This window comes from Pseudomonas sp. No.117, from assembly GCF_054558395.1.
The window spans coordinates 193,475-207,826 of sequence record NZ_BAAJNP010000003.1; the positions used below are offsets into that span (position 1 = coordinate 193,475).

12 protein-coding genes and 1 pseudogene are annotated in these 14,352 nt (G+C 68.4%); 7 read left to right on the forward strand and 6 right to left on the reverse strand.

Features of this window, described 5'->3' with window-relative positions; all coding sequences use genetic code 11:
• Positions 1–183 precede the first annotated feature (183 nt).
• From ACYJP6_RS07650 to ACYJP6_RS07660, 3 genes are read left to right on the forward strand one after another with little or no spacing between them, the layout of a single operon-like run.
• Positions 184–3,033 (forward strand): DUF748 domain-containing protein, encoded by a 2,850-nt coding sequence (locus tag ACYJP6_RS07650; protein ID WP_459474442.1) that lies wholly within the window; start codon positions 184–186, stop codon positions 3,031–3,033.
• A gap of 19 nt (positions 3,034–3,052) precedes the next feature.
• Entirely contained in the window at positions 3,053–3,337 is a 285-nt protein-coding gene (locus ACYJP6_RS07655) for a DUF2845 domain-containing protein (protein ID WP_145006396.1), read from the forward strand.
• The gene (locus tag ACYJP6_RS07660; RefSeq protein ID WP_459474443.1) at positions 3,334–3,633 is read left to right on the forward strand and encodes a DUF2845 domain-containing protein; all 300 of its coding nucleotides are present in this window, start codon (positions 3,334–3,336) and stop codon (positions 3,631–3,633) included. The genes ACYJP6_RS07655 and ACYJP6_RS07660 overlap by 4 nt, the downstream gene beginning before the upstream one ends.
• 507 nt (positions 3,634–4,140) lie before the next feature.
• On the opposite strand, the gene ACYJP6_RS07665 is transcribed toward ACYJP6_RS07660, so the two are convergent.
• Positions 4,141–4,923: an NAD(P)H-dependent oxidoreductase gene (locus ACYJP6_RS07665; protein WP_459474444.1), complete on the reverse strand. Its 783-nt coding sequence runs from the start codon at positions 4,921–4,923 to the stop codon at positions 4,141–4,143.
• 87 nt (positions 4,924–5,010) lie between these two features.
• On the opposite strand from ACYJP6_RS07665, the gene ACYJP6_RS07670 reads away from it, so the two are divergent.
• A complete protein-coding gene (locus ACYJP6_RS07670) occupies positions 5,011–5,910 on the forward strand; it encodes a LysR family transcriptional regulator (RefSeq protein WP_459474445.1) in 900 nt (299 codons plus the stop codon).
• Here the strand turns inward: ACYJP6_RS07670 and ACYJP6_RS07675 are convergent.
• On the reverse strand, positions 5,903–6,415 hold the full coding sequence (locus ACYJP6_RS07675) for a nucleoside 2-deoxyribosyltransferase (RefSeq protein WP_459474446.1): 513 nt from the start codon (positions 6,413–6,415) through the stop codon (positions 5,903–5,905). The two genes, ACYJP6_RS07670 and ACYJP6_RS07675, sit on opposite strands and share 8 nt — an antisense overlap.
• A 182-nt stretch (positions 6,416–6,597) precedes the next feature.
• Between ACYJP6_RS07675 and ACYJP6_RS07680 the strand changes: the two genes are divergently transcribed.
• On the forward strand, positions 6,598–7,299 hold the full coding sequence (locus ACYJP6_RS07680; protein WP_459474447.1) for a glutathione S-transferase family protein: 702 nt from the start codon (positions 6,598–6,600) through the stop codon (positions 7,297–7,299).
• Between the two features lie 27 nt (positions 7,300–7,326).
• Here ACYJP6_RS07680 and ACYJP6_RS07685 read toward each other — a convergent pair whose 3' ends face one another.
• Entirely contained in the window at positions 7,327–8,376 is a 1,050-nt protein-coding gene (locus ACYJP6_RS07685; RefSeq protein WP_459474448.1) for a glycoside hydrolase family 5 protein, read from the reverse strand.
• Between the two features lie 610 nt (positions 8,377–8,986).
• Here ACYJP6_RS07685 and ACYJP6_RS07690 point away from each other — a divergent pair.
• The gene (locus ACYJP6_RS07690) at positions 8,987–10,702 is read left to right on the forward strand and encodes a GGDEF domain-containing protein (RefSeq protein ID WP_459474449.1); all 1,716 of its coding nucleotides are present in this window, start codon (positions 8,987–8,989) and stop codon (positions 10,700–10,702) included.
• On the opposite strand, the gene ACYJP6_RS07695 is transcribed toward ACYJP6_RS07690, so the two are convergent.
• Entirely contained in the window at positions 10,699–12,144 is a 1,446-nt protein-coding gene (locus ACYJP6_RS07695; RefSeq protein ID WP_459474450.1) for an aminotransferase-like domain-containing protein, read from the reverse strand. The two genes, ACYJP6_RS07690 and ACYJP6_RS07695, sit on opposite strands and share 4 nt — an antisense overlap.
• 167 nt (positions 12,145–12,311) lie before the next feature.
• Between ACYJP6_RS07695 and ACYJP6_RS07700 the strand changes: the two are divergent.
• A pseudogene (locus ACYJP6_RS07700) lies at positions 12,312–12,434 on the forward strand (hypothetical protein); the annotation flags it as partial.
• A gap of 71 nt (positions 12,435–12,505) precedes the next feature.
• On the opposite strand, the gene ACYJP6_RS07705 reads toward ACYJP6_RS07700, so the two are convergent.
• Both ACYJP6_RS07705 and ACYJP6_RS07710 read right to left on the reverse strand, forming a co-directional pair.
• Positions 12,506–13,552, reverse strand: a complete 1,047-nt coding sequence (locus tag ACYJP6_RS07705; protein WP_459474451.1) for a metal-dependent hydrolase — start codon at positions 13,550–13,552, stop codon at positions 12,506–12,508.
• Between the two features lie 3 nt (positions 13,553–13,555).
• Positions 13,556–14,305, reverse strand: a complete 750-nt coding sequence (locus ACYJP6_RS07710; protein WP_459474452.1) for an alpha/beta fold hydrolase — start codon at positions 14,303–14,305, stop codon at positions 13,556–13,558.
• Positions 14,306–14,352: the final 47 nt, after the last annotated feature.

A 14,352-nucleotide genomic window follows, 5' to 3' on the forward strand; every position in this document is an offset into this window, starting at 1 on the left:
CTACAGATTTATTGCAATAAGATTTCAGCTCCTTGAAAGGCAGACTGTTTCCGCGAATGCCCGCCAGACGGTCGCAGAGCGACCACCAGAGGTCGAACCACGCCGCTTTTGGGACGGCGACCGCCCTTGCCGCCTGGGGTCGCATGCCATAATCCGGCCACCTCCGCCGCCCTAGATGCCTGCATGCCCAGAATTGTGAAAGCGAGCCTCGTCCTGCTCGTGCTCTTGGCCCTCTACAGTCTGCTCGGTTTCCTGGTCGGGCCTCGGCTCGCCCTGCACTACCTCAACCAGACGCTCGCGGAGCGCCTCACCCAGCCTGCCAGCCTGCAGGCGCTGAGCTTCAATCCCTTCACCCTGGAGGTGCACGCCGAGCGCCTGCTGATCGGCCCGGCGGAGCGGCCGACCCTGGCCGCCGATGGCTTCTACGCCAACCTGCAGTGGGACAGCCTCTGGCGGCGCACCCTGCACCTGACCGACGTGCGCCTCGACCAGCCCCGGGTCGATCTGCGCATCGCCAAGGGAGGCGCGGTCAACCTGGCGCAGCTCTGGCGCAGCGATCCGGCCACCGCAACCGCCGCGCCCGCCGCAGCCGAACCGAGCCAGCCCTTCCCGCTGCACATCGAGCGCATCGCCCTGGTCGGCGGCCAGTTGCACTTCCTCGATGCCCAGGGCGCCCAGCCGGTGGATGTCACCTTCACCCCGCTGGACGCCCAGCTGCAGGAGTTCCGCACCCGCAGCGGCGACACCCCGGGTCAGCTGGCGTTGACCGCCACCACCGCCCAGGGCGGCCAGCTCACCTGGAAAGGCAGCCTGGATCTGCTGCCGCTGCGCAGCGAGGGTGACCTGACCCTCAAGGGCGTGAGCCTGGCGCCCTGGTGGCCCTATGTGCGCAACCAGCTGCCCCTGGCGCTGGGCAAGGGCCGCCTGGAGGCCAGTGCCCATTACCGACTGGACCTGGCCAAGACCCTGCAATTGCAACTCAGCCAGGGCCGGCTGACGCTGGACGACGTCGCCGTGCAGGCAGTGAACGCCGAACCCAAGGCCAGCTTCAAGCGCCTGGCCGCCGAGGGCATCGCCCTGGACCTGCAAAAACGCGAGGTCGCCATCACCCGCCTGCGTGGCGCGGGCCTGGATGCCTGGGGCAATCGCGAGCAGGACGGCAGCCTGGATTGGCAGAAGCTGTTCCCCCGCAGCGAGGCGCCCAGCAGCGGTCCGGCCTGGCGCGTGAAGCTCGACGACGTCCAGCTCGGCGACAACCAGCTGCACCTGGTGGACCGGGTCCCCCCGGAGCCGGCCAGTCTGTACTTCAGCGGCCTGGACCTGGCCGTGAAGGGCTTCGATACCGCCAGCGACCAGCCCTTCGGCCTGGAGATCAAGACCACCCTGGGCGATCGCGGTCGCATCACCGCCAGCGGCCAGCTGGCGCTCACGCCCCTGCAGGGCCACTTCGACGTCGGCATCGACGAACTCAACCTGCGCCAGGCCCAGCCCTATCTCAGCCCCTATGTCCGCCTGGAGATCCGCAGCGGCCAATTGGCCAGCCGGCTCAAGGTGGCCCTGACGCCCGGCGAGCCCCTCGGCGTCAGCGTCAGCGGCGCGGCCCAGGTCACCCAGGTGCATGTCCTCGACACCCTGCACCAGCAGGACTTCATGCGCTGGCAGTTGCTCGACCTGCAGGGCATCGCCTTCGACCTGGGCAAGCGCCTGGTCATCGACAGGATCGACCTGGAGAAGCCCTATGGCACCCTGGTGATCAACGAAGACCTGAGCAACAACTTCAGCGCCCTGCTCGTCCCCCAGCCCAGGAGCGAGACCAAGGATGCCGCGCCGCCGCTGCAGATCCGGATCGGCGGGGTGAACATCAAGGATGGCAGCGCCGACTTCGCCGACAACAGCCTCAAGCCCGGCTTCGCCACCAATATCCAGTCCCTGGACGGCGGCATCGGCACCCTCGACACCGCCGCCTCGAAACCAGCCGACATCCACCTCGCCGGCAAGGTCGACCGCTTCGCCCCGGTGGAGATCAAGGGCCGGCTCGACCCCCTGGATCCCTGGCAGCAACTGGACGTGACCGCCTACTTCCGCCAGGTCGAACTCACCACCCTGTCGCCCTACACCGGCAAGTTCGCCGGCTACGCGGTGCGCAAGGGGCGCCTCGACCTGGACCTGCAATACCGCATCGACGACGGCAAGCTGCAGGCGCAGAACCACGTGGTGCTCGATCAGCTGGAGCTGGGCGAGCGGGTGGACAGCAAGGACGCCGTCGACCTGCCGGTGCGCCTGGCGGTAGCCCTGCTCAAGGACAGCCACGGTCGCATCGACCTGCGCCTGCCGGTGGCGGGCAATCTCGACGATCCCAACTTCAGTGTCATGCCGGTGGTCTGGCAGACCCTGCGCAACGTGCTCAGTCGCGCCGTCCAGGCGCCCTTCCGCATGCTGGCGGGACTGGTCGGCGGGCACGAGGCGGATCTCAGCGCCATCGATTTCGCCCCCGGGAGTACCAGCCTCTCCGCCCAGGCCCGGGGCGAACTGGACAAGCTGGCGGCGGCCCTGCGCCAGCGGCCGCAGCTGACGGTCGAGGTCAAGGGGCATGCCGGCGCCGCCAGCGACGGTCGCGCCCTGGCTGCCAGCCAGCTGGAAAAGGACTTCCAGACCCAGTACTTCAACCTGCTGCAACGGCGCGGCGACAAGGTGCCGGCCGAACCCAGCCAGCTGCAGGTCCCCGCCGACATGCGCGCGCCCCTGCTGGAAGGCCTGTACCGACTGCGACTGCAAGCGCAACCACCGCAGGAATGGGATAGTCTTGACGATGCCACCCGCACGGCCCGCCTGCGGCAGGCGGTGCTCGAAGCCTGGAGCGGCAACGACGGCCTCCTGCGTAGCCTGGCCCAACAACGCGCGGGCGCCATCAAGACCTATCTGGTGGACACGGCGAAACTGGATGCCCAGCGGGTCTACCTGCTGGACGTCAGCACTCAAGCCCAATCCGGCGAGTCGCCCACGGCCGCGCAGCTGCAGCTGGGGGTGCTCTGACCGGCCAGGAGACCTCTACATGCGTTGCCTGCTCGCCGCCTTCACCCTGCTGGTCGCCACCGGCGCCGCCGCCGATTCCATGCGCTGCGGCAACGCCCTGGTCAGTCGCGGCGATCGCGCCTTCGAAGTGCTGCAGAAATGCGGCGAGCCCGCCCACCGCGACCTGGTGGGTTACGAGCTGGGCCGCAACGAGCGCCGCGAGGCGGTGATCGAGGAATGGGTCTACGGCCCCAGGAACGGTGCCAACTACATCCTCACCTTCGAAGCCAACCGTCTCACTCGCATCGAGTTCCAGCGCCAATGACCGCCCGCGTCCTGCTCCTCTCGCTGCTGCTCGCCACCGGTGCCACCCAGGCCGCCTCCCTGCGCTGTGGCAGCGCCCTGGTCTCCGATGGCGCCACCACCCACGAGGTGCGCGCCAAATGCGGCGACCCGCTGAGCGTCACGCCCCTGGGCGAGCGCCAGACCACCGATGCCTACGGCTATCGCCAGGTCGAATTCGTCGAGGAATGGGCCTACGGACCCTGGAACGGCATGCTCTATTTCGTCACCTTCCGCAGTGGCCGGCTGGACCAGGTGGACAGCAAGAGGGCCGATTGAGGTGTTGCGCCTCGAAAGGTTCGCGTGGACGAGGCGGCGCCGTCGTCCACCCTACAGCCCGTGGCGGAAAACCGCGCAGCGTTTTGCACTGAAGCATCGTAGTCACGTAGGTTGGGTTGAGACGGCTCCATCGTCGAAGCCCAACGGGGATGTTCAATCTTGGGCACCGTTGGGCTTCGCTGCGCTCAACCCAACCTACGGCTCAACCCGGTAGCCTCGCTCCGTAGCGTGGAAAACCGCAGAGCGTTTTCCACTGATAAGGTCAACTTCGCTGCGGTCCATGCACCGTACGGAACCGCCCCCTCTCCCCCTGGGAGAGGGCTGGGGTGAGGGTCGCGTCGTAAATGGGGTCGATCGCCAGCGCAGCCCAACACCACCCAAGGCCCAGCCTCGCTGTTGGGCTTCGCTGCGCTCAGCGCCAACCTAATAAAGCCAGACCTGGGCTAACGGCCTCACCCCAGCCCTCTCCCCTTGGGAGAGGGCTGGGGTGAGGGTATCTCCGCCCCCTCACTCCTCCCGCAGATGGATGCCCAACCCCGTCCGCCCCGGCGCCAGGTCAGGCCGCAGCGTCAGCGCCGGGATCTCGTAGTCGCCGCCATTCTGCCGGCGGAACGCCAGCGGGGTGTCCGTGGCGAGGCCGTCGAGGCGGGCACCATAGGTCTGGCAGAGCCGCTCGAACCCCGCCGCGTCCACCTTGCTGGTGCGATAGACCGCAAAGGGCGGCAGCACGCTGAAGCCGGGATAGAAGAGGATGCCGTGCTGGATGGGGAAGAGGATGTCGTCCAGGCCGCCATTGATGCCGCGCCCACTGTAGTGCGACTCCCAGCCACCGCAGGTCACTACCAGCAGGGCGCGCTTGCCGGCCAGGGTGCCTTCGCCATAGCGGTCGCCCCAGTGATTGTCGCTGTGCTCGCCCACCCCATAGGCGAAGCCGCAGGCATAGACCCGCTCCACCCAACCCTTGAGGATGGCCGGCAGCGAGAACCACCACAGCGGGAATTGCAGGATCAGCGTATCGGCCCACAGCAGCTTGGCCTGCTCGGCCGTGATATCCGCCGGCTGCGCGCCGCGGGCATAGGCCCGCTGGGAGTCGGCGACGGCATCGAAGGGCTCGTCCGGCGCCAGGTGCGGCGCATCCGCCGCGTCCAGGGTGGTTTTCCACCCCATGGCATAGAGGTCCGACACCTGCACCTCGTGGCCGGCGGCCTGCAGATGGGCGACGGCGAAGTCGCGCAGGGCGCCGTTGAGGGAGCGGGGTTCGGGATGGGCATAGACCAGCAGGACCTTCATGGCGGTCACCTCGTAGTGAAGAGGCGACCAGGCTAGGTGACGCCTGAGGTATGCTGGAAATGAATTACCGAAACAGCAGCCATTGCCATGCACAATAGCTTGCGGCGCCTTGACCTCAATCTGCTGGTGACCCTCGACGCCCTGCTTGCCGAGCTCAACGTGACCCGCGCGGCCCGCCGGCTGAATCTCGCGCAACCCACGGTGAGCCTGCAGCTTGGCCGGCTGCGCCAGTTGCTCGACGATCCCCTGCTCCTGCCGGGCCCCCGCGGCATGCGGCCGACAGCACGCGCCGAGACCTTGCGCGAGCCGCTGCGCCAGGCCCTGGCCGCACTGGATGAGGCCCTGGCCCCGGCCGCCCGCTACGATCCGGCGCGCGCCGAACGCACCTGGCGCATCGCCGCCAGCGACCATAGCGCCACCACCCTGCTGACGCCGCTCCTAGCCGATCTGCGCCAGCAGGCTCCCGGCATCCGCCTGGCCCTCCTGGACAAGAAGCCCGACCTGCTCGCCGAGCAACTGGAAGGCGACCGCCTGGACCTCGCCCTGGACGTGGCCGATGCCGCCGCATCCGGTCTGCGCCAGCGCCTGCTGTTCACCGAACGTTATCTGCTGGCGGGCCGCCGTGGTCATCCGGCCTTGCAGGCGCCGGTCTCCCTGGAAGCCTTCTGCGCGCTGGACCAGGCGCTGGTCTCGCCCAGTGGCGGCGGCTTCGCCAGTGCCACCGACCGCCTGCTGGCGGAGCGCGGTCTGCAGCGGCGGGTAGTGCTGTCGGTGCCGCACTTCTCCACCCTGGCCAGCGCCCTGGTCGCCAGCGATCTGGTAGCCCTGCTACCGGCGCAGATAGCCCTCACCCATCCCGGCCTGCAGACCCAGCCACCGCCGCTGGCCATCCCCGGCTTCGACATGCTGCTGCTCTGGCCCGAACGTCTGCACCGCGACCCCGCCCACACCTGGCTGCGCGAACGGATCGTCGCCAGCCTCAGCTAGCGAGCAGCTCGCGCAGCGCGGTCAGTGCCTCGGCCGGGCCGCCCACCACCAAGGTCGCCGGCACGGCCAGCATCAGGTTGAGCGGCAGCCCGAATTCCTCAAGCGTCCACCCCTGGCGATCGAGCTGCCCCGTCCCGACCTGCTCGGGGTGCCGCCGGCGGATGCGCTCGGCCAGGCTGCCGGCCTCCGGTACGTAGCCCACCACCGGCTTGCCCAGCGCCACGGCGTAGCCCACCTCGAAACAGGTGCCGCTGTCGGGCTCGGCGCCGCGAAAGAAGTCCAGGCTGGCCAGCACCCCGTCGGCCTGCTGGATCAGCGCCAGATTCGCCCGGTAGATCCAGGCCGCCTGCTCGCCCGGGTCGGTCAGCTCGGCCGGCAGGGCATTGTCCAGGGGAAAGAGACCCAGGCAGCCCTGGGCGGCGCAGAGCGCCTTGAGGCGTTCGCCATGGGCCACGGCATCCGGCCGAAAGACCTCCGGTCCGGCCAGATAGAGTCGCAGGGGCATAGGGGGAATCTCCGGCAAAAAGGCCGAGTCTAGTGCAGCGGCGTCCAATCGCCTCTCTGTATCGATGACATGCACAGGCTTGGTTTCCGCCGCGCCGCGCGGCCCATAATCCTCGGCGTTCCGGATCGCACGCTGGCTGGCCATCGACCGTCGCCCCCTCGATCATCCCCCTGGAGTTCCTCATGTCCAAGCTACGCCTCTACACCTCGCCGTCGGCCTTTCCCAATCCGCAGCGGCTGCGCCTGTTCATCCACGAGAAGGGCATCGCCGACCAGTTCGAGGAGGTCATCCTGAAGATGGCTCCCGAGGGCGAGCAGCGGCAGTGGCAACACCTCAAGCGCAATCCCTGGGGCGAGACCCCGACCCTGGAACTCGCCGAGGGCGGCTACCTGGCCGAGAGCGCGGCCATCGCCCGCTTTCTGGACAACAGCTATCCCGGTCGCAAGGTGCTGGGCGAGACGCCGCTGGAGCAGGGCCAGGACGCCATGTGGAACGACCGCATCTTCGTCCATGTGCTCTATCGCATCGTGACCATGTTCCACGTGCAATACGAAGGCCTCGGCCAGAAGCTGGAGCTGACCCACAATCCGCAGTGGGGCGAGCATTGCCGCAAGGAGGCGCTGATGCACGCGGCGCTGGTGGATCGCCACCTGGCCGATGGCCGCGAGTGGCTGCTGGGCGGCGCGGCGCCGACCTTCGCCGACATCACCCTCTGCACCGCCATCGCCTTCTCCAAGTTCCCCACCAACCAGACGCCGCTGGACGAGCGCTTCGAACACCTGGCGGGCTTGTGGGCGCGCTGGCAGCAGCGTCCGAGCTTCCAGGCGGCCTATGCCGATGGCAACAGCGGGCTGCCGGAACTGGCGTCGCCGGCGCGCCCCTGAAGCGCCCAGAGGGCTGCGGTCCGGGTTTCAGCTACCCGGCCCGAAGGCGCTGCAGGAGGTGTTGTCCAGGTAGCCCTTGAGCGTCGCCCACTGCGGCCGGGCGGTGACACCATCGGTGGGCTCCACCGACAGCGCGTAGCTGCCCCAGCCGGGGCCGGCCGCCCAATAGGTGGCGGGGATGCACTGGGTCTTGAGGTAAGCCAGCATGTTGGCCAGGGCAGTGTAGTAACCGCTGTTGGTGTCCGGCACCCCGACCTCGCCGATGTAGCCCTTGCGGTTGTTCTTGCGCAGCCAGTCGACGAAGGGCTTGACCCGCTCCACCCCCACCTGGGGATCGACGCTGGTCACCGCGGTGGCGTAGGCGCCGCCACCGTCGGCATCGAAGTAGGTATGGGCCTCGAAGATCAGCTTGTTGGCCGGATCGGTGAGGGCGAGCAGGCTGTCGTTGTAGCGCGGCCAGTAAAAGCTGCTGGCCCAGGCATTGCCCTCGATGAAGATCGGCCGGGTGCTGTCGATCGCCCGTACCCCGTTGATGCCGTATTGCGCCGCGGTGGGCCAATAGGCCAGCGCATCGTGCGGCTCGTTCATGATGTCGTAGCCGTAGAGCGCGGACTGCCCGCTCCAGCGCGTGGCGATGCGGGTCATGACGTTCTGGTAGGCGCTGTAGGGCACGCTGCTGGTACCTATAATGTTGCCGCGGTACCTCATGTAGTTGTGCAGATCCAGCACCATCTTCACGCCGTACTTGGCGGCATAGGCGAAGCTCTGGTCGATCAGCGCCGCATAGGTGCTGTCCAGGTTGCCGTTCAGCGTCGGCTGCAGCCGCTCCCAGATGATCGGGAACCGCACGAAGGTCACCCCGCGCGCCTTCCACTGCTGGAAATGCGCCTCGCTGGGGAAGATGTAGTGAGTACCGTTGACCCCCGGCAGCACCTGGGGGGCAAAACCGGCGCCGGAGAGATTGATGCCGACCAGGTCGACACCCGCCTGCACGGGCGCGGCGAGGGCGAGGGACAGAAGCGCGGCACCGAGCAGGCGCGGCCGGGAAACGGAGAGAGCGGCGGTAGCGGAAGTCATGAGATCACCGATGGCAACGGGAAAACCAAGCGGAATCGATTCATCCCAAGGGATGAGGATTCCCGTTCAGGAGGACTAGGTCCTCGGCTCGACTCGATGTCCTTCCGGTGACACCGACCAGCGTTCTTGCCTGGGAGGGCTGGCGGGCAAATGCCTGTGGATACTACGAACAACGTCCACTGCTCGACGAAGGCGTCCCGTCACCGCCAGGACGCCAGCCAGGTCAATTTAACGTCGTCAAATTTCCCTATATCCAAAGTCTTAGTGCCGCTTGGTCGGGGGAGCAATACTGGCAAATCGCTTTTCGCCCGAACGGCCTATTTCGCCGCCTGAATGCCCTCTTTAGCCTCACGTTTGCCGACGTTGTGCCGGCAAAGGGCCAGTCTTCTTGTCCGCACGGATACCTTGGCCGCAGCCGACGGCCAAGCGGGCGAAAACCGCGCGCGCAACGCCCCGCGCCAGCCGCGACCGTTCGTTCCTCGACGCCCGCCCTTCCGCCGCTTTTCCGTGGTTCATCCGTCATCCCTGCCATTAGAATTCCGCCCACGTTGCGCCTGTCCCGGCCATTCCCTTCGCTGCCCAGTGGGCAAGTTTCGTCCGGTACCGATCGATGTCTGGCCGTTTCCAACTGACCGCTCACCTCACCCGGCTGACCAACGTCCTGCTGGTGCTGACCTCGCTCGCCACTGCCTGCGGCATGGCCCTGATCGTCCATCACGCCTATGAGAGTTCGGCCAACCTGACACTGACCCGCGACCAGCTGCCGGTGTACCAGGAGGCACTGCGCCTGATGGAAGCCGTCTCCGGCGAACGAGGACCGACCAATGCCATGCTCGGCGGACGCGAGGGCGATCCCCAGCAACTGCTCCGCGCACGCGCCCTGAGCGATGAGCGCTTTTCCCGCCTGCAGGCCTTGCTGCAAGACTGCCGGCAGTGCAGCGTGACCCTCGCCCAGACCGAAAGCAGCTATCGCAGCCTGCAGCAGGCCCGCAGCCAGGTGGACCTGGTGCTGCAAGCCGCTGGCAAAGCGGACGAGCGCGCCATCGCCGCCGCCGTCGAGGGCATGTTCCACGCCTTCGATGACAACCTCGTCGCCGCCGACCTGACGCTGCACGATCTGGTCCGGCGCACGCCGGCGATCGCCATCTGCCTGGTGAACGCCAAGCTCGCCGCGCGGCTGCGCGACACCGCGGGACGCCTGGGCTCCCTGCTGACCCCCGCGCTGCAGGCGGGACGACCGCCCAGCGATGCCGAGCAGGTCCAGCTCCAGCAGACCCAGGGGCGCATCAGCCAGCTGGTGGACCTGCTGCGCGGCAACCTGGACCTGGAACCCGGCAGCCCTGAGCGCATCCGCTTCCTGCAGGTGCAGGAAAGCTATCTGGGCGGCGGTCTCGCGGGCTATCGCCAGACGCTCGCGGCGCTGGCCGCCGGCACCGCGCCCAGCGCCGCCGCCTTCGCCAACGGCTACGTGCCGACCATGGCCAGCATCCTCGACCTGCGTGATACCGCACTGCGTCTGTCCAGCGGCGAAGTCGAGCGCCTGGCCGGCGAAGCCCGGCTGCGCCTGCTGCTGACCCTCGCCGCCGCGCTGGGCATCCTGCTGGCGCTGGGTACCGGGCTGCTGCTGCTCAAGCGGCGCCTGCTCACCCCGCTGCTGGCCAACACCCAGCGCCTGCTCAGCCTCAGTCGGCTGCATCGGCCGGCCGAAGCCAGGACCGCGGACGACCCGCGCAGCCTGTTCGCCGCCTTCGAACAGCTGGAACACGAACTGCAACAGGCCGACCAGCTGCGCCAGGAGCGCGATGCGCTCATCGCCGAGCTGGCGACCCGGGCGGAAACCGACTATCTGACCGGCTTGGCCAACCGCCGCGCCTTCGAGCGCCAGTTGGCCCAGGGCATGGCCGAGACCCCGCACTACCTGGCGGCCATCGCCTTCGACATCGATCACTTCAAGCGCATCAACGACACCTACGGCCATGCCACCGGCGATCTGCTGCTGCAACAACTGGCACAGCGCTGCGGCAGCCTGCTGCGCCAGGGCGATCGCCTGGCCCGCATCGGCGGAGAGGAGTTCGCCGTCCTGGCCGACGTCAGGCACCCCGCCGAAGCCCTGGCGCTGGCCGAACGGCTGCGCCAGGGCATCGCCGAGACCCCCTTTGACGCGGGCCCAACGGACGCCCTGCCGGTGACCGCAAGCTTCGGCGTGTCGGTGACGGCACGCCAGGCGCCCGGCACCCAGGTGCGCCTGCTGGCCGAGGCCGACGCCGCGCTCTACCGCGCCAAGCACCGCGGGCGCAATTGCAGCGAGGTCGCCGAACCCAGCTAGACCAGTGCCGGTACCGGAACCGCCAGGGCCTCGCCCAGCAGCCGGCACGCCGTCTCGCCGACCCGTCGCACCCCCTCCTCCATGCCGGGCCGCTGGGCCTGGGCATAGTTCAGGCGCAGGCAGTTGCGATACTTGCCGGACGCGGAAAAGATGCTGCCGCAGGCGATCTGGACGCTCTGCGCCAGCAGCTCGCGGTTGACGCTGTGGCTGTCGCAGCCCTCGGGCAGCTCCACCCAGAGCAGGAAGCTGCCCTGCGGCTGGCTGACCCGGGTGCCGGCGGGGAAGTAGCGCTGCACCCAGGCGCTCATCAGGTCGCGATTGCGCTGGTACTGGGCGCGCATCCGCCGCACATGGGCCGTGTAGTGGCCGGCGGCGATGAACTCGGCGATGGCCAGCTGCGGCTGGGGCGCCGTGCAGCCGGTGCCGATGTACTTGAGGTGCAGGATGCGCTCGGCATAGCGCCCGGGCGCCACCCAGCCGACCCGCAGCCCTGGCGCCAGCGTCTTGGAGAAGGAGCTGCAGAGGATCACCCGGTCGTCTTCGTCGAAGGCCTTGAGCGCCCGTCCCCGGGGATAGCTGTAGAGCAGGTCGCCATAGACATCGTCCTCGATCACCGCCAGGTCGTGCTTGCGCGCCAAGGCCACCAGCTGGCGCTTGTTCGCCTCCGGCATGCAGTATCCCAGCGGGTTGTTGCAACTGGGCGTGAGCTGGATGGCGCGCACCGGCCACTGCTCCAGCGCCAGTTCCAGCGCCGGCAGGCTGATCCCGGTGCGCGGATCGGTGGGGATCTCCAGCGCCTTGAGGCCCTGGCCCTTGAGCGTCTGCATCACCCCATGGAAGGTCGGCGAATCCACCGCGACGATGTCGCCCTCCTGGCAGGTGGCGCGCAGCGCCGTAGCCAGCGCCTCGTGGGCGCCACTGGTGATGACGATGTCGTCGGCGGTGAGCACGCAACCGGCATCCAGTTGCAACCGCGCCACCTGTTCGCGCAGCGCGGCCACGCCCTGGATGCTGTCGTAGGACAGCCCGGCATTGCCTGGCCGCCGGGCCAGGCGCGCCAGGCCGGCGAGCAAGGGCGCCAGGGTCGGCGCCTCGGTATCCGGCAGGCCGCGGCCGAGTTGCACCCGCACCGAATCGGGGGTGGAAGTCATCAGCTCGCGCACCGGCTCCCAGCCGGACACCTCCACCGGCCAGCGCGCTGGCCGGGTGACCTGGGGCAGCTCGATCACCCGCCGCTCCAGGCGGACGAAATAGCCGGACTTGGGCCGCGGCTCCACCAGGCCACGATCCTCCAGCAGGCGATAGGCCTGCTGCACCGTGGCCAGGCTCACCCCGTGCTCCTGGGCCAGGGCGCGCACCGACGGCAGGCGTTCGCCCGGTCGATAGAGGCCCTGTTCGATACGGCGGCCGAGCGCGTCGGCCAACAGCTGGTAGCGATTCATGCCTGGACTATAACGGCCAAGCCAGCCAGGCCGCGCCATACAGATGACCACGAGGAACACCATACAGCCGTCCACTGTATGGCGGCTGTATGGAGCACAACCGCCACGCCTGGGTCTGCCCGTCCGGCGTCCGGCGGCGGAGCATGGAGACAGACAGGAGAGACGCCATGCCCAGACCCACTAGCCTTCATGACCAAACCCGTACCGCCGGTTGCTGGCTGTTGTTCCGGCGCCAACTGACCACCCGCCGCATCCTGCTGGAGCTCACGGAGAAGGAGCTGGCCGATATCGGCCTGGATCGGATCACGGCCCTGCACGAGGCGCAACGCCCCTGGTGGCGAGTACTGATCGACGCCTGGCGTCAGTCCGGCAGGCGCGACAGCCGTGCCGCCCAGTCCGCCACGGGGGCCGGCAGCTCCGGGTGCCAGAGCCTGCGCCAGACCACCGCCAGCTGCTCCCGGCCACCGCGTTCGCGCGGCCATAACGAGGGTTCGGCAACCGGTCGCCAGCCCGTGGCGTCGCGCTGAGCCAGGACGAAGCGGAAGGTGTGATAGCCGGTGGCACCCAGGCGCAGGTCGGTCACCACCAGGTCATTGCCCAGGCGGTCGTAGCGCAGCCAATCGTTGGTGAACCAGCGCAGGCGCTGCTCGGCCGGCGACGTGGCCAGAATGGGCGCCAGCTCGCCACCGCGGGGCAGGGTCACCAGTTCGGGGGGACGTCCGTCGAAGAGGCCTACCCAGGCTTCCCGGTAGCGGTCCGGGCCGTCGTCCACCATGACCCGCCACAGCAGGCTGGTGAAGGGCAGCGGCGCGCTGAACAGCCGGGCGTCCTGCTGCCCCTGGGCCGCCAGTACCGTGCGTACCTGGCGTTCGGCGGAATACTTGGCCACCAGCGTCCAGCCCAGGTAGGTGGTGGAGATCAGCAGCGCCGCCACGGCCAGGCGCGGCGAGCGCCCGCGCGGGCCGAGCAGCAGCCCGGCCAACACCGCCAGCAGCAGCGGCAGGGTATAGAGCGGATCGATGATGAAGATACTGGACCAGGCCACCGGGGTGGTCGGCAGCGGCCAGAACAGCTGGGTGCCGTAGGTGGTGAAGGCATCCAGCAAGGGATGGGTGACGAGCACCAGCCAGAGGGTAAGGAACAGGCGTCGTCGACCGTAGCCCGGGTCGCGCCAGCGGCCGCAGAGCCAGGTCAGCAGCAGGGCCACCCCGGTCAGCACGAACAGCGAGTGGCTGAAGCCACGATGGTAGGTCATCTCGTTGACCGCGTGGCCGTAGTCGATGAACACATCGAGGTCTGGCAGCGTGCCCAGGGCGGCGCCATAGAAAATGGCTCGCCGCCCCTGCCAGCGACCGAGCAAGGCGGTCTGGAGCGTGGCGCCGAGCACGGCCTGGGTCAGCGAATCCACCGGTCAGAGGTCCTTGGCGAAGTCGAGCATCAAGCGCGCCAGGGCCTGGGGCGTCTGCAACGGCATCAGGTGGCCGGCGCCCGAGATCACCTCCAGGCGACTGTTGGGGAAAGGCGCCAGGGTGGTCCGACGTTGCTCCTCCGGCCCCGGCACCTGCTCGTCATCCGCGCCACAGACCAGCAGCACCGGGTAGTCCAGCGTCGGAATCCGTTCGCTCCAGTCTTCACGACTGCCATGATCGACCCAGGCGCGCCAGGCAGCCAGATTCAGCCGCTGGGCATCGGCGATGACCACCTCGCGGATGGCATCGGGTAGGCGATGGGCGCTGGATTCATCGACGAAGGCCTCGGCTTCCGCCCGGCTCTTTCCGTAGGCACGCTGCGCATCACGATCCGCCTCGCTCATGGGCTGCGGACCCGGCGGTGAAGGAGCGACCAGGATCAGCCCGACGAGATACTCAGGTCGCCGCGCCGCCAGTACTACGGCGACCTTGCCGGTCATCGAATGGCCGACCAGGATGCAGCGCTCGAGGCCCAGGGCGCGGATGCTGGCATCCACCCGATCGGCCATCTCCGCCACGCTGTAGCCCTCCACCTCGGCCGCATCGCCAAAGCCCGGCGTATTCAGTGCCACGCACTGATGCTCGCCGTCCAGGTAGGGCACGGTGGGAAACCAGGTGCGGTGGGAGCCGCCGAGGAAGTGCATGAGCACGAAGGTGGGCGAACCGGTGCCCTGCTGGCTGTGGGGGAGCATTGGGAAACCTCGGTGGTGAAAGGCGGACATTAGAGAGATGGAGAGGC